Source organism: Streptosporangium sp. NPDC023825 (assembly GCF_040639575.1).
GTDB lineage: Bacteria > Actinomycetota > Actinomycetes > Streptosporangiales > Streptosporangiaceae > Streptosporangium.
Genome location: NZ_JBFAAE010000001.1, coordinates 246,072 through 264,335, shown reverse-complemented (window position 1 = coordinate 264,335; position 18,264 = coordinate 246,072). Strand labels below are relative to the sequence as shown.

General features: G+C 70.5%; 20 protein-coding genes. 9 read left to right on the top strand and 11 right to left on the bottom strand.

Annotated elements, in window-relative coordinates; all coding sequences use genetic code 11:
- Positions 1 to 128: 128 nt before the first annotated feature.
- From AB0G15_RS01150 to AB0G15_RS01135, 4 genes are all read right to left on the bottom strand, one after another.
- Positions 129 to 575: a sigma-70 family RNA polymerase sigma factor gene (locus AB0G15_RS01150; RefSeq protein ID WP_362834473.1), complete on the bottom strand. Its 447-nt coding sequence runs from the start codon at positions 573 to 575 to the stop codon at positions 129 to 131.
- A 235-nt stretch (positions 576 to 810) separates the two neighbouring features.
- Positions 811 to 1,680, bottom strand: coding sequence for a 1,4-dihydroxy-2-naphthoate polyprenyltransferase (locus AB0G15_RS01145; RefSeq protein ID WP_362834365.1), 870 nt, complete (start codon positions 1,678 to 1,680; stop codon positions 811 to 813).
- 25 nt (positions 1,681 to 1,705) lie between these two features.
- Complete coding sequence (locus tag AB0G15_RS01140) at positions 1,706 to 2,317, bottom strand: GNAT family N-acetyltransferase (protein ID WP_362677609.1); 612 nt, start codon at positions 2,315 to 2,317, stop codon at positions 1,706 to 1,708.
- 132 nt (positions 2,318 to 2,449) lie between these two features.
- The gene (locus tag AB0G15_RS01135) at positions 2,450 to 2,998 is read right to left on the bottom strand and encodes a CGNR zinc finger domain-containing protein (protein ID WP_362834364.1); all 549 of its coding nucleotides are present in this window, start codon (positions 2,996 to 2,998) and stop codon (positions 2,450 to 2,452) included.
- Positions 2,999 to 3,171: 173 nt separating this feature from the next.
- Between AB0G15_RS01135 and AB0G15_RS01130 the strand changes: the two genes are divergently transcribed.
- Complete coding sequence (locus tag AB0G15_RS01130; RefSeq protein WP_362834363.1) at positions 3,172 to 3,477, top strand: hypothetical protein; 306 nt, start codon at positions 3,172 to 3,174, stop codon at positions 3,475 to 3,477.
- Positions 3,478 to 3,626: 149 nt separating this feature from the next.
- Here the strand turns inward: AB0G15_RS01130 and AB0G15_RS01125 are convergent, their stop codons facing one another.
- A complete protein-coding gene (locus tag AB0G15_RS01125) occupies positions 3,627 to 5,024 on the bottom strand; it encodes a PLP-dependent aminotransferase family protein (protein ID WP_362834362.1) in 1,398 nt (465 codons plus the stop codon).
- Between the two features lie 58 nt (positions 5,025 to 5,082).
- Here AB0G15_RS01125 and AB0G15_RS01120 point away from each other — a divergent pair, with 58 nt between their 5' ends.
- On the top strand, positions 5,083 to 6,021 hold the full coding sequence (locus AB0G15_RS01120; protein ID WP_362834361.1) for a DMT family transporter: 939 nt from the start codon (positions 5,083 to 5,085) through the stop codon (positions 6,019 to 6,021).
- A 156-nt stretch (positions 6,022 to 6,177) separates the two neighbouring features.
- The gene (locus tag AB0G15_RS01115; protein WP_362834360.1) at positions 6,178 to 7,200 is read left to right on the top strand and encodes a hypothetical protein; all 1,023 of its coding nucleotides are present in this window, start codon (positions 6,178 to 6,180) and stop codon (positions 7,198 to 7,200) included.
- On the opposite strand, the gene AB0G15_RS01110 is transcribed toward AB0G15_RS01115, so the two are convergent.
- Positions 7,184 to 7,642, bottom strand: a complete 459-nt coding sequence (locus AB0G15_RS01110; protein WP_362834359.1) for a MerR family transcriptional regulator — start codon at positions 7,640 to 7,642, stop codon at positions 7,184 to 7,186. The two genes, AB0G15_RS01115 and AB0G15_RS01110, sit on opposite strands and share 17 nt — an antisense overlap.
- A 145-nt stretch (positions 7,643 to 7,787) precedes the next feature.
- On the opposite strand from AB0G15_RS01110, the gene AB0G15_RS01105 reads away from it, so the two are divergent.
- Positions 7,788 to 8,501, top strand: a complete 714-nt coding sequence (locus AB0G15_RS01105; RefSeq protein WP_362834358.1) for an SDR family oxidoreductase — start codon at positions 7,788 to 7,790, stop codon at positions 8,499 to 8,501.
- Between the two features lie 160 nt (positions 8,502 to 8,661).
- Here the strand turns inward: AB0G15_RS01105 and AB0G15_RS01100 are convergent, their stop codons facing one another.
- Positions 8,662 to 8,871 (bottom strand): hypothetical protein, encoded by a 210-nt coding sequence (locus AB0G15_RS01100; RefSeq protein ID WP_362834357.1) that lies wholly within the window; start codon positions 8,869 to 8,871, stop codon positions 8,662 to 8,664.
- A gap of 307 nt (positions 8,872 to 9,178) precedes the next feature.
- Here AB0G15_RS01100 and AB0G15_RS01095 point away from each other — a divergent pair, with 307 nt between their 5' ends.
- Positions 9,179 to 9,823, top strand: a complete 645-nt coding sequence (locus tag AB0G15_RS01095) for a YoaK family protein (RefSeq protein WP_362834356.1) — start codon at positions 9,179 to 9,181, stop codon at positions 9,821 to 9,823.
- Positions 9,824 to 10,017: 194 nt separating this feature from the next.
- Positions 10,018 to 10,494: a peroxiredoxin gene (locus AB0G15_RS01090; protein WP_362834355.1), complete on the top strand. Its 477-nt coding sequence runs from the start codon at positions 10,018 to 10,020 to the stop codon at positions 10,492 to 10,494.
- Positions 10,495 to 10,636: 142 nt separating this feature from the next.
- Here the strand turns inward: AB0G15_RS01090 and AB0G15_RS01085 are convergent, their stop codons facing one another.
- Positions 10,637 to 11,122 (bottom strand): GntR family transcriptional regulator, encoded by a 486-nt coding sequence (locus tag AB0G15_RS01085; RefSeq protein ID WP_362834354.1) that lies wholly within the window; start codon positions 11,120 to 11,122, stop codon positions 10,637 to 10,639.
- 107 nt (positions 11,123 to 11,229) lie between these two features.
- Here AB0G15_RS01085 and AB0G15_RS01080 point away from each other — a divergent pair, with 107 nt between their 5' ends.
- Positions 11,230 to 11,553: a hypothetical protein gene (locus AB0G15_RS01080; protein ID WP_362834353.1), complete on the top strand. Its 324-nt coding sequence runs from the start codon at positions 11,230 to 11,232 to the stop codon at positions 11,551 to 11,553.
- 267 nt (positions 11,554 to 11,820) lie between these two features.
- Here AB0G15_RS01080 and radC read toward each other — a convergent pair whose 3' ends face one another.
- The 3 genes from radC to AB0G15_RS01065 form a co-directional block, all read right to left on the bottom strand.
- Positions 11,821 to 12,477, bottom strand: coding sequence for a DNA repair protein RadC (gene radC, locus AB0G15_RS01075; protein ID WP_362677583.1), 657 nt, complete (start codon positions 12,475 to 12,477; stop codon positions 11,821 to 11,823).
- 64 nt (positions 12,478 to 12,541) lie between these two features.
- Complete coding sequence (locus AB0G15_RS01070) at positions 12,542 to 13,609, bottom strand: glycerophosphodiester phosphodiesterase family protein (protein WP_362834352.1); 1,068 nt, start codon at positions 13,607 to 13,609, stop codon at positions 12,542 to 12,544.
- A 425-nt stretch (positions 13,610 to 14,034) separates the two neighbouring features.
- Positions 14,035 to 14,757 (bottom strand): GntR family transcriptional regulator, encoded by a 723-nt coding sequence (locus AB0G15_RS01065; protein ID WP_362677579.1) that lies wholly within the window; start codon positions 14,755 to 14,757, stop codon positions 14,035 to 14,037.
- A gap of 628 nt (positions 14,758 to 15,385) precedes the next feature.
- On the opposite strand from AB0G15_RS01065, the gene dapA reads away from it, so the two are divergent.
- Positions 15,386 to 16,312 carry a 4-hydroxy-tetrahydrodipicolinate synthase gene (gene dapA, locus AB0G15_RS01060; RefSeq protein WP_362834351.1) on the top strand — a complete coding sequence of 309 codons (927 nt, stop codon included), beginning with the start codon at positions 15,386 to 15,388 and terminating at the stop codon, positions 16,310 to 16,312.
- Positions 16,313 to 16,475: 163 nt separating this feature from the next.
- Complete coding sequence (locus AB0G15_RS01055) at positions 16,476 to 18,161, top strand: ribonuclease J (RefSeq protein ID WP_362677575.1); 1,686 nt, start codon at positions 16,476 to 16,478, stop codon at positions 18,159 to 18,161.
- Positions 18,162 to 18,264: the final 103 nt, after the last annotated feature.

Here is an 18,264-nt window from a genome sequence, read left to right as displayed (position 1 = left end):
CGACAGTCGCCACCGGGACAAGGACGATCAGCGCCGCCAGCACCATGATCGTGGTACGGGCGAGGCCCCGCCGGACCGCCCGGCGGGTCGCCCTGGGGTCGAAGTCGGGCATGGGCGGCAGCTCGGCTTCAGTCATGGGGAACTCCGTGGATGTCGGCGAAGGCGGCTCTGGCCCGCCACACGGCGGTCTTGATCGTGGCGTGCTTCCTGCCGGTCATCGCGGCCACCTCGACCAGCGAGAAGCCCTCGAAATAGACCAGGGTGAGCAGCCTGCGATGCTGCTCGGGCAGCCGATCCAGGGCGTCGCGCACGTCCAGCGACTCGACGTGCAGCGCGGGCACGCCGAGCTCGTCGGAGTCGGGCAGGGCCGGCTCGCGGCGGTGGCGCCGGACATGGTCGACCAGGACGTCGCGAGCGACGGTGAGCAGCCACGCGGCCGCGTTCCCGCCGCGCCGGCCGAGCAGTGCCCTGGTCGCTTTGACGAACGTCTCCTGGGCCAGGTCCTCGGCGAGGTGGGGGTCGCGGGTGCGGCGTAACAGGAACCCGCACACGAGCGCCCAGTGCTCGCGGTACAGCTCCTCGATGATGATGCCCCCCGCGTTCTTGTGATGGTCACAACAGACCAGACGCGATCCGGGCGGGAATGGTCACGCGGCTTCCCGATCGATGTTCTGATCCGACGGGAATCGGGGAGTCAGGCCTCGGCGGCGAACTCGGAGGTCGGGTTCGGGGAGCCGGGCTCAGAGTGGCTGGGCTTCAGGGGGGGCTTCAGAGCGGCTGGGCCAGGGGGCCGGGCTCGGAGAGCCCGGCTCAGAGGGCCAGGCCGATGGTGAGCAGCAGGCCGTAGACGAGCTGGAAGCGGCCCGTCTGCTGGAGCGTGGCGATGAGCGCGGGACCGGTCGCGCCCGCCCGTACGGCCTTCACCGGGGCGACGGCGAGCGGGGCGGCGAGCAGCGCCAGCGCCGCGAACGGCCGCCACGGCGCCAGCGCGGGCGCGATCACCAGGGGCAGGACCAGGCAGAGGGTGTACAGGACGCGGGTGCGGCGGTCGCCGAGCACCACGGCCATGGTGCGCTTGCCCGCCGGTCCGTCGGTCACGATGTCGCGCAGGTTGTTGACCACGAGCATCGCGCAGGCCAGCAGGCCCGCCGGGACGGCCGCCGCCACCGCGAGCCACGGCAGGTACTCGAGCTGGACGTACGTGGTGCCCGTCACCGCCACCAGGCCGAAGAACACGAAGACCGAGACCTCGCCGAGCGCCCGGTAGCCGTACGGGCTGGAGCCGCCGGTGTAGAACCAGGCCGCGGCGATCGCCAGCGCGCCGACCAGCAGCAGCCACCAGGCCCCGGTGGCCACGACGAGCACCAGCCCGGCCACCGCGGCGGCCAGGAAGCAGGCGAGGGCCGCGGTGAGGACCTGGCGGGGCGAGGCGGCACGCGAGCCGACCAGGCGCATCGGGCCGACCCGGTCCTCGTCGGTGCCGCGCACCCCGTCGCTGTAGTCGTTGGCGTAGTTGACGCCCACCTGGAGGGCGAGGGCCACGAACAGGGCCAGCAGGGCCCGCCACCACACCCCCCCGGCGTATCCGATCGCGACTCCGGTGCCGACGGCGACGGGGACGACGGCGGCGGGAAGGGTGCGCGGACGTGCTCCGGCGATCCACTGGCTCGGGGTGGCCATGGTGTTGCGAGGTTCCTCTCCGGCTCTAGCTGATGTCGGTCGCCAGGCGGATCATCCGCACCGTACGGCCCATGTCGATGACCCGCTCGGCCCCGTCTGCGCCCCACCCGGCGGACTCCAGGAAGCCGAGCACCGCGTAGTTGTCGGCGAAGACCCAGGTCACGATGGTGTGGTAACCGTCGTCACGGAGGTAGTCGACCGTGGCGTTCAGCAGCCGGCTGCCGTGGCCGCGCCGGACGTGGTCGGGGTCGATCAGGAACGTGAGCATCTCCCCGGCGGTGGTCGGGTCGAGGTCGGGATCCTCCGCCGGGGCGTGTGAGGCCAGACCGGCGACCTTCTCCGCGCCCTGCAGCGCGGCCATGGCCTCGATGCCGCCGGGACCGAGCGCCGGGAAGGCGTCGGTGTCGAGGACGACCTGCTCCACGGCCACCAGCACGCGGTGCCGGCGGCTGGGCGGCGAGGTGATCGCGTCCTCCCACTGCTGGCGCCACATCTTCTCGGCCGCCGGGCCGGTCATCTGCTCCAGCGGTCCTTCGGGAAGGAAGTCCCGGTAGCCGTACTTCCACGCGCGGATCTGGGTGCCCGTCACCGCGGCGACATCCTCGTGCCGAGCCGCCCGCACGCCTACGTCTGCCATCTCGGCCCGCTCCTTCTCTGCCGTCTGCCGTCGCCTCGAAACGCGCTGTCTCGTGGATCTCGTGCCACGCGAGCGGGCATCAGGCGGGTGGATCCGTGAGGCAGGCTCTTACACCGTATCGGGGAATCCGACTCAGAGATGACGTGAACCCGGCTCCGTCTGCCGTCGGGCCCGATATGCCCTTGTCTTCGTGCGGTTGCCGCAGACCCTCATGGAACACCACGAGCGTGAACGATTCTTGGACGAGTCGACGAACGCCCACTGGCAGGTGCTCTCGGTGCAGACCTTCAGGCGCGGCCACATCCCGCCGGAGTGGGCGCCCATCACGGCGGCGACGATCCCGGCTAGGCCGCCGGGCACCCCCGTCGCGACCGGCTCGAGCACCGGCCCGCCGGAGGTCAGGGCGACGCGCAGCGGGAGGGCGCCGAAGGACCGCGACGGCCCGGGGCCGTGATCACCGCTGCCCGGCCGGTCGTGGTTGTGGCGGAGGGCCTCGCGGAGGGTCTCGCGGAGCTCGACGGCCGTCGCCAGATCCGTCTCGGTGGCCGTGTCTCCCGGGCCGATCAGGCCCCGTCTGGCCAGCCAGGCGGTCAGCGCGGCCGGGGAGGGGATCGAGTCGGCCTCATCCTCGACGTCGTAGGTGTTCACGAAGTCGATCACCAGCTCGGAGGGGTCGCCCATGTCGTCGCTTACCTCCTCCCTTTTCGCAACCACTGTACGCCATTAGGGGGTTGTGTTCTCTGCGACACCTTCATAAGGTCATAGATGGTGTTTCAGGGAGGTCGTCATGTGGTACCTGGTCTATCTCGCGTTCAGGGAGACCGGCAGGCGCGCGTCGTACCGGAGGAGAAACCATGATCATGAGGGTGTGGCGAGGCTGGACCCGCGCCGAGGACGCCGCCGCCTGTGAGAGATACCTGCTGGCCACGGGATACGTCGGCTACACCTCGACCGAGGGCAACCTGGGTGTGTGCTTCACCCGCCGGGACGTGGGGGAGCGGGCCGAGTTCCTGCTGACCTCGCTCTGGGAGTCGTGGGAGGCGATCATCGCCTTCGCGGGGGACGATCCGTCGCGTGCCGTCTTCTACGACGAGGACGACCGCTTCCTGGTCGAGCGCGAGCTCACGGTCACCCACCACGAGGTCTTCGCGGCCGCCTGACCGCTCTCGCGGGGGTTCGGGAGCAGGGGGCGCCCCCGAACCCCCGCGAGGGTGACCAGGCGGCCAGGGGCCGTTCAGGTCCTGTGGGAGAAAGCGGGACCGGTGGGAGAAAACGGGACCGGTCACGTCGGAGGACGGGTCGGGCGCGGTCAGGAGGTGTCCAGGGCCGTCGCCAGCCTGCGTACGCCCTCGACCAGCTCGGCCGTGTGGACGGACGCCGAGTGGGTCACCCTGATGCGCGGGCCCGGCGGCTCGGCGGGGTAGTAGATGCGCCCGGGACTCACCAGGGCGCCCGCCCTCCTGGCGGCCTCCACCACGGTCTCCTCGTCCCGGTCCTCGGGGAGCCGTACCCACACGTGCAGGCCGCCACGGGGGACGAGGTGGATCCCGGCGCCGGGCATCCGGGCGGTCAGGGCGGCGGCGAGGGTGTCCCTGCGCAGCGCCAGTTCGGTGCCCAGCGCGGCCAGGTGACGTCGCCAGGCGGGCGAGCCGACGAACTCCAGCGCCGTCTCCTGGAGCGGCCTGGCCACGAAGAACGACTCCACGAGCTGGCTCGCCCGCAGGCGCCGGGCGGCGGGCCCCCGGGCGACGACCCCGGCGACCCGCAGGCTCGGCGACAGGACCTTGGTCAGGGAGTTGATGTGCACGACCGTGCCGTGGGCGTCCAGCGCGACCAGCGGCGGAGGCGCGGGGGAGGTGGCGAAGTAGCGGGCGTAGTCGTCCTCGATCACGAACGCCCCGGCGGCGCGGGCGATCGCCAGCACCTGCTCGCGGCGCTCCAGGGGCAGGGTCGCGCCGGTGGGGTTGTGCAGGGTCGGCTGGCAGAGGAAGACCCGCGCGCCGGTCACGGCGAACGCCTCCGCGAGGAGCTCTGGCCGTACCCCGTCGCGGTCGACGGGCACGGCCGTCGCGCGGAGCCCGGCGGCCCGCGCCGCCGCGAGCGCGCCGGGGTAGGTGGGGGTCTCGACGAGTACGGGGGTGCCGGGGGCGGCGAGGGCGCGGAAGGCGTGGATGAGCGCCGCCTGCCCGCCGCTGACGATGAGCACGTCCGAGGGGGTGACGTCGCCGCCCAGCTCCTGGGCGAACCACCTGCGCAGCTCGGGGAGACCGGCCAGCGGCGGCATCGCCCAGACGTCGGGGCGGCGCAGGGCCCGGGAGGCGGCGGACGACAGGGCCCTGGAGGGTCGCAGGATCGGGTTGAGGTAGCCGCCGGTGAGCGGGATGACCCCCTCGGGCGGGGCGGTGAGCAGGCCGCTGACCTCGCTGTCGTCCACCACCCTGTCGCCCAGCGCCACCGTCTGCCAGGACATGTCGGCGCTGTCGCCGCTCCGCGTGATCGCCGGGGCCACGTAGGCGCCGCTGCCGGGCCTGGTGATCACCCGTCCCTCGGCGGTGAGCCTGCCGATCGCGCGCGACACGGTCACCGGGCTCACGTTGTGCAGCCGGACCAGCTCCCGGCTCGACGGCAGCCGGTCGCCCGGACGGAGCCGCGACACCTCCTCACGGAGCGTGGCGGTGAGCCGGACGATACTGCTATCGTCATTCATGAGTGAAAAGAGTAGCGCTATCGTACCAAATCGGATAGCGGCGGGTGCGGTCTCGCCAGTGCGGGTGGTGTCTCCGCGGGAGGCGCGTCACGACCGGCGGCCGGCCGGCGCGGTGCCGCCCGGGGCGCCGGGCAGGGCGTGGCGGGGGACCCTGCTGGCCGGGCTCGGGGTGCTGGCGTTCTCGGGGTCGTTCCCGGCGACGGTCTTCGCGATGGAGGGCTTCGACCCCTACCTGGTGGCGGTCGGCCGGGCCGCCGTCGCCGCCGTCGCCGCCGCCGCGTTCCTGCTCGTGGCCGGGGTGCCGCTGCTGCCGCCCAGGTCCCAGCTCCGGTCGTACGGCGTCATCGTGGCGGGCGTGGTGTTCGGCTTCCCCCTCTTCAGCGGCCTGGCGCTCTACGCCGGGGCCTCCACCTCGCACGCCGCCGTGGTGATCGGGCTGCTGCCCGCGGCCACAGCCGCCTGCGCGGTGCTGCGGGCGGGGGAGTGGCCCAGGGCGCTGTTCTGGGTGTCCTGCGGCCTCGGGGCCGTGTCGATCACCGCCTTCACCCTCAGCATGGGCGGCGGCCACGTCACCGGGGCCGACCTGCTGCTCGTCGGCGCGCTGCTGTCGGCCGCCGTCGGCTACACCGAGGGCGGGCGCCTGGCCCGTACGACCCCCGGCTGGCGAGTGATCTCCCACACCCTCGTCCTCGCCACCCCGCTGACCGTGCCGATCACCGTCGCGCTCGCGCTCACCACCGACCTCCGGCCCACCGCCGCCTCACTGACCGGGTTCGCGTACGTCGGCCTGGTCTCGATGTTCCTCGGCTTCATCCCCTGGTACGCGGGCCTGGCCATGGGCGGCATCGCCCGCGCCGGGCAGACCCAGCTCGCCCAGCCGCTGCTGACGCTGCTGTGGGCCTGGCTGCTGCTCGGCGAGCTCTTCGGCCCGGTCACGATCGCGGCGGCGCTGGCCGTCCTCGCATGCGTCGCCCTGACCCAGCGGGCCCGCTCCTGAGGCCGTCGTTCCCGTGCCGGATCCCGGAGCGGGGCGGATTCCGGAGCGGGGCGGATTCCGGAGCGGGGCGCGCCGGGCCGGACCCCCGGGCGTCCTTGAAAGACGTGACATACAGGCGCAAGATGTGAAACGAAGCTGTCACAGGGGGGTGTGGCCATGGCGGACCTGACGATTCCCGAGGGCGGTTTCTGGCCCGCTCCCGAGATCCCCCAGCCGAACATCTACCCGATGGAGTGGCGGGTCGAGACCGAGAAGCTCGCCGCCATCTACGAGAAGTCCAAGCGCACGGTCTGGAACCCGGCCGACCTGCCCTGGGAGGATCTCAGGGCGAGCGACTTCACCCACGAGCAGCGGCTCGGGATCATGTACTGGTTCTCGGTGCTCGCCAACTTCGACGCCTCGGGCCCGGCCGTCTTCGCCCGCGCCACCATCCAGGCGTTCGAGAAGCACGAGGAGGACCCGGTCAGGAAGTGCTTCTTCTCGATCACCCGTGACGAGATGAACCACGAGGAGTGCTGCCAGCGCACCATCGCCAGGCTCTGGCCGGGCGGGCCACTCGGCTGGACCCCCGCCACCGACCTGGAGAAGGCCGCCCACAACAACATCGGCTGGCTCTATCACAACGGTGGCCGCTACTGGACGGGCTACAGCGGCGCCGTCGGCAGATACAGCCTGTCGGTGCTGTTCACCAGCTTCATGATGGGGGAGATGGCCGCGTCCACCCTGTTCCGGGGCATGGCCACCGCGACCAGGCACCCCGTCTTCGGCGACATGTTCCACCGCATCGGCCGCGACGAGTCGCGCCACCTGCAGATCTGCATGACCATCCTGGAGAACGAGTGGCCGGGCCTCACCGACGACACCCGTTCCCTGATCACCCGCCAGCTGCGCGCGGGCTTCGTCTTCCTCTCGATGATCCTCTGGGAGCCTCCCGGCGGCTTCTGGGAGCTCCCGCCGTACTTCCTGCACAACCACCGCGTCCTGATGGACCACGCCCGCGACGCGGGCCTCGGCGTGCTCTCGTACGAGGAACAGGCCGACAACTGGCGGGTGGCCATGGCCAGGATCCGCGTCATCGTCGAACGCTGGGGCATCGAGTTCCCCGCCATCCCCGAACTCGACATCGACGGCGTCCAGGTCGACGCCCTCGACCCGGAGGACATCATCCCGGTGTTCTAGAGCCCGTACGGACTCCGGACCCCTCCCGCGTCGCCGTGGTCCCGGCGTTCTCGGTGTTCCCCGCGGCCGGCCGCTCGCGCAGTGCCGGGCAGTGCTCCGGATCCGGGTGCACGGCGTGCTCGATCACCTGATCCAGCCTCCGCCCCGCCTCCTCCAGCTCGGCGATGCTCGCGGTGATGCGGGCACGTTCGGCGCGCAGGATCTCGATCACCTCGGGTTCCGCGTGCCCGGCATCGACGCAGGGCAGGATGGTCTCGATCGTGCGGCTACTGAGCCCGGCTGCGTACAACTGCCGGATGAGCCGCACCCGGTCGATCGCCGCGTCCGCGTAGAGCCGCTGGCCACTCGGCGTGCGCTCGGAGCTGAGGATGCCCTGCTCCTCGTAGTAGCGCAGCGCGCGCGTGCTCACCTTCGCCCTGCCGGCCAGCTCACCGATCCGCATGCGCCCACCCTCCGGTTTCGTCTCTCGTCTCGACCGGCGGCATCCGTCGCCGCGCCCGATTTGCCCTTGACGTCAACGTCAAGTCTTACCGTACGCGGCAGAGGGCGGACGCGACCGCGTCCGTCACGGATCGAAAGGAACCCCCATGGATGTCACCGGCTCGATCGCACTCGTCACCGGGGCCAACCGCGGCATCGGCCGCCGCTTCGTCGACGAGCTGCTCGCGCGCGGCGCCGCGAAGGTCTACGCCACGGCCCGCCGCCCCGAGCTGATCGAGGTGTCCGACCCGCGGGTCGAGGCGCTGCGCCTCGACCTCCTCGACGCGCGGTCGGTGGCGGACGCGGCCGCCGCTGCCCCAGATGTCACCCTGCTGGTCAACAACGCCGGCATCACGACTGGCACGAACCTTCTGACCGGCGATCTCGACACGATCCGGCTCGAGCTCGACACGCACCTCTTCGGGACCCTCGGCGTGATCCGCGCGTTCGCGCCGGTTCTCGCGTCGAACGGCGGCGGGGCGATCGTGAACATCCTGTCGGCGCTGTCGTGGTTCGCCTCCGACGGAGCGGGCGCCTACTCGGTGGCCAAGGCCGCCGAGTGGAACATGACGAACGGCCTTCGCCTCGAGCTCGCCGGTCAGAAGACCCTGGTGCAGGGCGTGCACCTCGGAGCCGCCGACACCGACATGATGGCCGGCTACGACATCCCGAAGATCGACCCGCTGGACGTCGCCCGAGCCAGCCTCGACGGTGTGCGGTCCGGTGCGATCGAGGTGCTGGTCGATGACACGAGCCGCTACGTGAAGGCCTCGCTCGCGGCGGACCCCGCGCAGTTCTACGCCCGGTCGCTGGTGGGTTGACCCGCCCCCCGCCGAGCCGGCGCGACGGGCCGGCCGGCCACCTGGCCGTTCCTCTCGGCGATGGCGACCCTGATGTGGCGTCGGCGCGGGCGGATGCGGACATACGAAAGCCCCGGCCTTCCTTGGGCCGGGGCTCGCCGCTGTCCGGGTCTCGTGCGGGCTACGAGGCCACGCCCTCCAGCCGCGTGACGACGCGAGCGAGCAGGTCGCGGATCTCGATCTGCCCGGCTTTGAGTTCGGCGACGTCCTGGGATACGCGGTTGAGCTTCAGTTCCATACCGCTCTGCCCGGCTTTGATCGCTGCGATGTCGCTTTTGATCTCAGCGATGTCGGATTCGACGGGGTCGATCCGATCCTCGATGTACGGCATGCGACCAGGATAGGACGATCCCCCGCGAGCATGAGGCCGATTCGATAGGAAGCGTCGTATCACTCGCATTCGAAGGCGGGAAGCCGGGTGAAACCGCTCCGAGCTGGGAAAATTCACCATGCGTGTAACCGCATGACCCTCGGAGGATGGCAGATGGCCGATCAGCCCCATGACTCGCGGTGAGGGAGAGGACCCTTCTACACCCCTCGGCCCGCCTTCCGCGCCCGCTCCCGATCCGGCTTCCGCGTCCGGTCCGATACGGACGCCTGGGACGAGGTCCGTCCAACGGCGAAGTCATGTCGCCCTCGTGTTGCTGACGCTGGCGGCGGGGGCGACGGACGCGATCGCCTTCCTCGGGCTCGGTGGTGTCTTCACCGCGAACATGAGCGGCAATCTCATCCTCTTCGCCCTCGCCGGCCGCGAGGACTGGGTGCTTCACGCGCTGCGTTCCGGACTCGCCTGCGCGGGGTTCTACGCGGGGCTGCTCATCGGTTTCACGATGCCTGGGCGTCACGAGGGCAACGTGTTGTGGCCGTTGGCCGTCATCAGGCTCCTGTGGGCCGACCTGGCCCTCCAGAGCGCATTTCTCGCCGGCTGGGCGCTCGGCGGGGGCGCGCCCGGCCCTGTCGCGATCCTCGCGCTGATCGGGGCGGGATCCTGCGCCATGGGCATGCAGGCCGCGGCGGCCCGTCGCGTCAACCTCGCAGGCATCACGGCGACGTTCGTCACGGGCACCCTCACCTCGCTGTTCGAGACCTCGGCGTCGGGCTGGTCCACCGACAACCGGTGTCGCGCCGCCATCGTCGTCGCTCTCGTCCTCGGTGCGCTCTGCGCGTCCCTGCTCCTGCGCTTCGCGCCACCCTGGGCCGATGCGGTCGCTCCGGTATGCACACTTCTCGCACTTTTTGTCGTAAATCTACACGTATGGGGTTTTGGTCCTCAGAATCGCTGAGAGGCAGCGGTGATTCGCGGTCGGTTCACGGGGTTTTCGCGGGACGAGAGCGGATATTCCAGGGTGGGTCGGTTGGGCCTGTCACTCGGCCGGTGAATCGCTTAGAAATGAGGTTGGGACTCCGACTTCCACTCTCGCCGATCACGACGGCCGGAGGCGAGCGGAGATCCTCCGATGACATAAGGAGATGACTCGTGGGCGTGAGCCTCGCGGTGGGAGATGTGGTCGAGGACTTCGAGCTCCTCGACGAGACGGGCACGCCGAGGCGGCTCAGCGAGTTCCTGGCCAAGGGGCCGGTGGTGCTCTTCTTCTATCCGGCGGCCATGACCTCCGGATGCACGGCCGAGAGCTGCCACTTCCGCGACCTGGCGGCCGACTTCGCCGCCGTGGGGGCGACCAGGATCGGGATCAGCCGCGACCAGGTCGACCGGCAGGCGAGGTTCGCCCAGGCCAACCAGCTGGGTTATCCCCTGCTCTCCGACCCCGACGGCACCGTCGCCCGGCGCCTCGGCGCCCGCCGCACCGTCGCGGTGGGCCCCTTCCTCACCCGGCGGATGACCTTCGTCATCGACGTGGACCACCGCCTCCTGGAAGTGATCCACAGCGAGAGCTCGATGGAGGCCCACGCCGACCGCGCCCTGGAAGCCCTCCGCTCCCGCCCTCACCCGTGATCGTTCGTCCGGGAACAGCGTCCTTGTGTGCGCGCTGCCGGCCTTTTCTCCGGTAGTGACATGTAGGCGCTGCATTGGAGACGGCCTTCAACCGGCCGATACGAGTGCTAAACCTATAGGGATGGGTTTGTGGGCATAGCTGCTACTTTGTCGCTTCGGGCCAGTCCTCGGTGGGCGACACGTATGTGCCGCGATACGACACGGTGAAGACCCAGCCTTGGTCGCGCAGGAACGCCATCGCCTGGCGCACGGTGGCCTTGGCGACGCCGTGCTTCTGCATGAGTTCTTTCTCGCTGGGCACCCGCCGGTTCGGGCGTAGCTCGCCCGACTGAATCTGACGCCGTACATCGGCTGCGATCTGCTGATATATGGGGATCTGGTCCTCTGGCCGTGGGGTCCCGGGCTCGCCGACGAAGGTTCCTTCTCCCTGGACCGTGTACGCCAGACCCTGCTCGCGCAACTCCCTCGCGACTCGACGTGCCGTCGTCCTGGCGATGCCGTATTCGACCTCGAGTTCCGTCTCGCTGGGCACAGCCTCGCCGAGGCCGAGATCGCCCGTCTCGATGCGCGCACGGATCATTTCGGCGACCTGTTTGTAGACCGGGACGGGGCCTTCGCGGTCAAGCATGCCCGCATCATAGACCGTAAGGTACGTATACCCACAAATAAGACACCTAGCAAACGAATAGATAGGTGACCTAGACCAGTAGTGAGTGGGTGAACTAAGGTGACTCGGTGAGCACGTGGGGGATGGGAGTCCTCGTGGTGGCGGGGGTGCCGGTCGGGCGGCATCACGGGCATCACGTGGCGCCGTTGCAGGTGGGATACGAGCCGATCGACTGGAGGCCCGAGCGGCCGAGGGCCGACCGGTTGCGGATCAAGGAGCACACCTGTGACTGTCTGCCCACCTTCTACGAGCTCTGTCAGGCGGGCGGGCTGATGTTCGTACGGCGAACGGAACGGGCGAGAAAGGGAGTGGTCGTGCACGAGTCGCCCTGGGTGGTCGCCAAGCGGACACAGGAGTTGTGGCTTCGGCTCCTGATGGGAGCCGCCCACTGACGATCGGGCGCCGGGAGGAGGACGACTCCGGACCGGCGCCCGCGAAAAGCCCCCGACCCCCTGAAGGAGGCCATGTCGTCCAGGGAGGTCGGGCGGTGGTCCCGCATCGGTCGGAGGGTCCGGTGCGGGACCACCGGACAGCGGCCCGGCAGGCGTCCCTTCCCACACTCACCTGCCGGGCTCCGTCTCACGTCACGGGCTCTCCTGTCACGGTGGAACGCGGCGCCGGTTCTCCTGTCACGGAGGAACGCGGGCCCGGTTCTCCTGTCACGGGGGAATGCGGCGCCAGGCGGTGTCGGTGACGACGAGGTGGTCGAGGAAGCGGAGGCCGACGGTCTCGGCGGCGTCGCGCAGGCGGGCGGTGACCTCAAGGTCGGCGGGGCTGGGGTCGAGGGAGCCGCTGGGGTGGTTGTGAGCCAGGCCGAAGGAGGAACCGCCGGAGGTGAGGACGGTGCTCATGATCTCGCGGACCGGGGCGGGCGCGTGGTCGCTGCCGCCTTCGCTCACGATCGCCTTGCGGGTCACCGCGCCGCTCGGGTCGCACACCACGACGACCACGCGCTCGTGGCTGAGGCCGCGCAGGAGCGGGGCCGCCACGGCGGCCAGGTCCCCGGAGCAGGTGACGCGGCGGCGCTCGGGCTCCGCCTGCGCCTGCCGTACGAGATGGAAGGCGGCGATGACCCGGGCGGCCTTCGCGGGGCCGATGCCCGGCACCCGCATCAGGCGGTGGGCGTCGGAGCGGGCCAGGCCGTGCAGGTCGCCGCAGTGGGCGATCAGGTGGGAGGCCAGCTCCATCGCGTTGGTGCCCCGGCTGCCGGAGCCGATCAGCAGGGCGAGCAGCTCCCGGTCGGCCAGCGCGGTCGCCCCGCCGGCCAGGAGGCGCTCGCGCGGCTGGTCGTTGGCGGGCATGTCCTTGACGCGCAATCGGCACCTCCGGCTCGGGAAACCAGGTCGGTTGTACCAGGTGGCGCCGACATTCCGGCCGGGGTTACCTGAGGGAGTACTGCCGGGGGAGCTTGAAACCGCGCTCCGACATCACCTTCCGCAGGCGGTCGGGGTAGTCGGTGATGATGCCGTCGACGCCGTCGTCGATGAGCTTGTTCAGCGTCGGCTCGTCGTCGACGGTCCACGGGATCACCTTGATGCCGAGGCGGTGCGCCTGGTCGACCATCTCCTTGGTGACGTAGGGCTGGTAACCGGGGTCGGTGATCTTCCCGTTCTGCGGGGTGCCGTGTACGGGGGAGAAGGCGGTCGCGCCGAAGGACTTGATCGCCTTGAGCGGGTCGCCGCCGAAGTCGTCGATGTCGATCCCGCCGAGCCAGGGGGACGCGCCGGGCTGCCCGGTCTGCAGGAAGTCCCGGTTGGTCAGGGCCACGAGAGGCAGCTTCCGGTCGACCTGGCGCATCCGCATCAGGGAGCCCCAGTCGAAACTCTGGATGGTGACCTGGCGCCGCATCCCCGCCTTGCGGATCTCGGCCGCGGTGACCTGGACGAACTGCTCCCTGGGGGCCGTCTGCTGCGGCGCCCCGGCCTCGACCTTGGTCTCGACGTTGAGCATGACGTCGTGCGCGCGGTAGCGCTTGACCAGGTCGAACACCTCGCTCAGCAGGGGCATCCGAGCTCCGGGGTCCGGCCGCTGGCCGGGGAACTCCGGCAGCGTCTGGCTGCCGCAGTCCATGGTCCTGACCTGCGCCAGGGTCAGCGTGTTGATGAACTTGCCGACGTAGGGGAACTCGGGGTCGCCGTCGAACGCGGGGGCGGTGTCCCGGCACTTCTTGCCGTTGATCTGCCGGTCGTGGGTCACGACCGCCTTGCCGTCCTCGGTGATCTGCACGTCGAGTTCGAGCGTGCTGACCCCGACCTCCAGCCCGTTGGCGAACGAGGCGAGAGTGCTCTCCACGACCAGTCCCAGCCCACCCCGGTGGGCCTGCAGGTCGAAGGCGCGGCGGTGGTGCCTGTCGCCGTCGCCGTGCCCGTCGGCGACCGCCGTCCCGGACAGCGCCCCCATCGCGACACCGATCGTCGCGATCACTGCGGCCGCACGCCATCTACGCATCTGTTGTCCCTCTTCGTGGCTGATCTGTCAGGTGACCGGATCATGGTCGAATGATCGGTTCCATCCGAGAATCAGCCACACGTGCGGCCAGAGGGGGTATTGGGACTGAAGGGAATTTTAAAGCTTTATGACCGTTTCGCTGCCCGGCATGGCGTCGCGAGCCGGCGGGCGTCCTTCCGGCTCCCAGGGCTTGCAGGGCTTCCCGGGGCTTGCAGGGCTTCCCAGGGCTTGCAGGACTTCCCGGGCTTCTGCGACGGGCGACGCGCGGATGCCGCGATGCGGAGGCGGAGGCGGATGCCGCGTCACCAGACGGTGAGGACCCGCCCCCGGCCGCGCGGAAACGCCCTCGCCCGCCGCGCCGCAGGGAGGTGCCGGCCTTCGGGGCAGGCGTCAGGGGTGCAAGGGGGGTCAGGGGTGCAGGGGGGTCAGGGGTGCAGCGGGTGGGTGTAGACGAGGCGGAAGCGGTCGCCGGGGACGACGATGTCGCTGGTCTCCACCGGGCGGTCTCCGGCCCAGTGGGTGCGCTCGACGTGCAGGACCTGGACGCCCGCGGGCAGGGCGAGGGCGTCGCTCTCGGCCGGTTGCGGGACGCGGGTGTAGACCTGCTCGACGATCTCGGTGACCTTGACGCCGATGGCCGACAGGCGGGCGATCAGGCTCCGGGGGCTCTCCTCCGCGGTCTCGCCGAACTCGGCGGGCTCGTAGGAGGTGGCCAGCTGGATCGGCTTGCCGTCGCCGCGGAAGACGTAGTGGGTGCGGGTGACCGGGGCCGACTCGTCCAGCCGGAGGCGGTGGGCGATGTCCGGGGTGGCGCCGGTGGGCTCGGCCCGCCAGTCCCAGGTGGCCCGGGTGCCCTGCGACTGGATGTCCGCGCCGAAGGGGGCGTGGTGGTCGTGGAAACGCCATCGGTGCAGGGGGAGCAGCACCGGCTGTTCTCGTACGTAGTGACCCGAGCCGACGCGGCCGACGATCAGGCCCTCGGCGACGAGCACGCGCAGCGCGTGCCGGGCGGCGGTCTCGCCCACGCCGTACTTTCTGGTCAGCTGGGCGCGTGAGGGGATCGGGGCGCCGGGGGGAAGGGAGCCGTCGACGATCTGGCGCCGGATGTCGGCGACGACGCGCAGGTAGACAGGATCGGAGCTTGCCACGTGTCCATCCCTGGGGGTCTGGGGCGTTGTCCCATCCTGTCGTATTCAATGCACAACGCAGGGTAATGGCTCCGATTTGGAGCTCCAACTTTACCGCCGCTCCCAGAAGTGGCCAAAAATATCTCAGAGACCCTGTAACGCCCGCGTAAGGATCGCCGATTCAACGGTAGAGGTCGTCGATGTGTGTACCCCCGAGCACATATCGGCGGCCTCTTTCTCGTTCAAGGACGTCCTTGCCGCCGCCAAAGCGGACAAAGTTCTCGTTATTTCACGTAATCGGGCATGAGGCCTGCGAATGGCGTTTTCCGGCCGCCTCGCCTCCCTCCTCCCGGCGGTGACCGGCCTCACCCCCGTCGGCGGAGACCGCCCGGATCCGCGTCCCGATCACTGCGGCCCTCCCGCCGCCCGGGACACCCGGCCCGGTCGCCGTTCCGCCCCCTGTACGGCAGGACCGGAGCGGCCCGCGCGGAGCGTCGGCCGGGGTCCGTCGCGGCGGCGGTGTATATCCGCGTGTACGGTGTGCAGCGGGCACCTCGGGGGGATGTTCGCTCTTGGGCCCATCGGTGGACGGAGGTTAGGCGGGGTGGCGGGGTCCACCGTTTCAGCGGATCCAGGTAGCGTTCGGTCTATGGCAGCGCCAACTGGAACCTCCGACGCCCCCTTCGGCCGCATGCTGACCGCGATGGTCACACCGTTCACGAGTGACGGAGCGGTCGACTACGAGACAGCGGGGCGCCTCGCCACCTACCTGGTGGACGAGCAGCGTAACGACGGCATCGTCGTGAGCGGCACGACGGGGGAGTCCCCGACGACCACGGACGACGAGAAGGAGCGCCTCCTGCGCGCCGTCGTCGAGGCGGTCGGCGACCGCGCCACGGTCGTCGCCGGAGCCGGGACCAACGACACCCACCACAGCGTGGGGCTGGCCGAAGCCGCCGAGCGCGCCGGGGCGCACGGTCTCCTGCTGGTGACGCCGTACTACAGCAAGCCCCCCCAGGAGGGGATCTACCGCCACTTCACCACCGTGGCGGACGCGACGGCCCTGCCGGTCATGCTCTACGACATTCCCGGCCGGAGCGGCGTGCCGATCCGGAGCGAGACGCTGGCGCGGCTCGCCGGGCACGAGCGGATCGTCGCGGTGAAGGACGCCAAGGCGGACCTGTTCGAGGGATCGCAGATCATCGCGTCCACCGGCCTGGCCTACTACTCGGGTGACGACACGCTCAACCTGCCGTGGCTGTCGGTGGGGGCCGTGGGGTGCGTCAGCGTGATCGGCCACGTCGCGGGCGCGGAGATCGCCGCGATGATCGAGGCGTACCGCTCAGGGGACGTCGCGGGCGCGCTCACCATCCACCGCAGGCTGCTTCCCGTGGTCTCCGGGATCATGATGCAGGCCGGTGGCGCGATCATGGCGAAGGCGGCGTTGTCCCTGGTCGGACAGCCCGCCGGGCCGATGCGGCCGCCTCTGGTGGAGGCGACCCGGGAGCAGCTCACGAGGCTGCGCGAAGACTTGATCGCGGGCGGTGTGAAGCTGCCCGACGAAGTTGTGACATGAGATAAAGCACCGCGGCCCTCACCGGCCGCATCGGGAGGAACGAGAGTTTGCGAGAAAGAAGACACGTCGGTCCGCTGGGGGACGGAGTGCTCGGCGAGGGAGTAGTCCTGCTGCCCACGAGGGCCTCCGTCGCATGTGAGACCTCTGAGAGAGGTGTGGCCGGATGAGTCACCCCCATCCCGAACTCGGGCTGCCGCCCGCGCTGCCCGAGGGTGCCCTGCGCATCGTCGCGCTGGGCGGTCTCGGCGAGATCGGCCGCAACATGGCCGTGTTCGAGTACGAAGGCCGTCTGCTGGTCGTCGACTGCGGGGTGCTGTTCCCCGAGCCCGACCAGCCCGGCATCGACCTGATCCTGCCCGACTTCGAATACATCCGGGGCCGCCTGGACGACATCGAGGCCGTGGTCCTGACCCACGCGCACGAGGACCACATCGGTGCCGTGCCCTACCTGCTGCGCGAGCGCCGCGACATCCCGATCGTGGGATCCAGGCTGACGCTGGCGCTGATCGAGGCCAAGCTCACCGAGCACCGGATCCAGCCGACCAAGCGTGAGGTCGTGGAGGGGGAGCGGCACCGGTTCGGGCCGTTCGAGTGCGAGTTCCTCGCCGTCAACCACTCCATCCCCGACGCGCTGGCCGTCGCGATCAGGACGCCCGCGGGCATCGTCCTGCACACCGGCGACTTCCGGATGGACCAGCTGCCCAGCGACGGGCGGCTGACCGACCTGGGCGGGTTCGCCAGGCTCGGCGCCGAGGGCGTCGACCTGCTGATGTCCGACTCGACCAACGCCGAGGTGCCGGGCTTCGTCACCAGCGAGCGGGAGATCGCGCCGGTCATCGACGAGGTCATCCGCACCGCGGGCAAGCGCGTGATCGTGGCGAGCTTCGCCTCCCACATCCACCGCGTCCAGCAGGTCATCGACTCGGCGGAGAAGCACGGCCGCAAGGTCGCGCTGGTCGGCCGCTCGATGGTGCGCAACATGGGCGTCGCCCGCGACCTGGGCTACCTGAGGGTCTCGCCGGGCCTGATCGTCGACTCCAAGGAGATCGAGGGCTGGCCGCCGGAGGACGTGGTGCTGATCTGCACCGGGTCCCAGGGCGAGCCGATGGCGGCGCTGTCGCGCATGGCCAACCGCGACCACCCGATCCGCATCGCCGAGGGCGACACGGTCCTGCTGGCCTCCTCGCTGGTGCCGGGCAACGAGACCGCGGTCAACAACGTGATCAACGGGCTGTCGCGCTGGGGCGCCCGCGTGGTGCACAAGGGCAACGCGAAGGTGCACGTCTCCGGGCACGCGGCCGCCGGTGAGCTGCTGTACGTGCTCAACCTGACGCGGCCGTCCAACTTCATGCCGGTGCACGGCGAGTGGCGCCACCTGCGGGCGCACGCCAAGCTCGCCGCGCTGACCGGGGTGCCCGACGACCACATCGTGATCGCCGAGGACGGCGTCGTGGTGGACCTGGTCGACGGCCGGGCCAAGATCGTGGGCGCGGTTCCCGCCGGTTACGTCTACGTGGACGGCACCTCGGTGGGCGACGTCACCGACTTCGCGCTGAAGGACCGCCGCATCCTGGGCGAGGAGGGCTTCATCTCCATCGTCATCGTGGTCGACACCGCCACCGGCAAGCTCGCCGGCGGCCCGGAGATCCACGCCAGGGGATCCGGCATCGACCCGGCCATGTTCGACGACATCCTGCCGCAGGTCGAGAGGGCCCTGCAGGAGAACGCGGCCGACGGGGTGGTGGACATCCAGCAGGTCCGCCGCGTGGTCCGCAGGACCGTGGGGCGCTGGGTGAGCGACACCTACCGCCGCCGCCCGATGATCATCCCCGTGGTGGTCGAGGTCTGACCTCCGCACCGTACGGCGGCCGCACCGGTCGCCGTACGGGCCGCAGGGCCGCCCGGCTCGGCGCGGCCCGCCCCGTCCCGCGCGGCCCTGCCGCGCCGTGCCC

Excerpts from the sequence above, each read along its gene's own strand:
- AB0G15_RS01130 (WP_362834363.1), top strand. The coding sequence starts at position 3,172 with ATGATCATGAGGGTGTGGCGAGGCTGGACCCGCGCCGAGGACGCCGCC.
- AB0G15_RS01085 (WP_362834354.1), bottom strand. The coding sequence starts at position 11,122 with ATGCTTGACCGCGAAGGCCCCGTCCCGGTCTACAAACAGGTCGCCGAA.
- AB0G15_RS01055 (WP_362677575.1), top strand. The coding sequence starts at position 16,476 with ATGAGTCACCCCCATCCCGAACTCGGGCTGCCGCCCGCGCTGCCCGAG.
- AB0G15_RS01105 (WP_362834358.1), top strand. The coding sequence starts at position 7,788 with ATGGATGTCACCGGCTCGATCGCACTCGTCACCGGGGCCAACCGCGGC.
- AB0G15_RS01125 (WP_362834362.1), bottom strand. The coding sequence starts at position 5,024 with ATGAATGACGATAGCAGTATCGTCCGGCTCACCGCCACGCTCCGTGAG.
- dapA (WP_362834351.1), top strand. The coding sequence starts at position 15,386 with ATGGCAGCGCCAACTGGAACCTCCGACGCCCCCTTCGGCCGCATGCTG.
- AB0G15_RS01145 (WP_362834365.1), bottom strand. The coding sequence starts at position 1,680 with ATGGCCACCCCGAGCCAGTGGATCGCCGGAGCACGTCCGCGCACCCTT.
- AB0G15_RS01110 (WP_362834359.1), bottom strand. The coding sequence starts at position 7,642 with ATGCGGATCGGTGAGCTGGCCGGCAGGGCGAAGGTGAGCACGCGCGCG.
- AB0G15_RS01100 (WP_362834357.1), bottom strand. The coding sequence starts at position 8,871 with ATGCCGTACATCGAGGATCGGATCGACCCCGTCGAATCCGACATCGCT.
- AB0G15_RS01140 (WP_362677609.1), bottom strand. The coding sequence starts at position 2,317 with ATGGCAGACGTAGGCGTGCGGGCGGCTCGGCACGAGGATGTCGCCGCG.
- AB0G15_RS01070 (WP_362834352.1), bottom strand. The coding sequence starts at position 13,609 with ATGCGTAGATGGCGTGCGGCCGCAGTGATCGCGACGATCGGTGTCGCG.
- AB0G15_RS01115 (WP_362834360.1), top strand. The coding sequence starts at position 6,178 with ATGGCGGACCTGACGATTCCCGAGGGCGGTTTCTGGCCCGCTCCCGAG.
- AB0G15_RS01135 (WP_362834364.1), bottom strand. The coding sequence starts at position 2,998 with ATGGGCGACCCCTCCGAGCTGGTGATCGACTTCGTGAACACCTACGAC.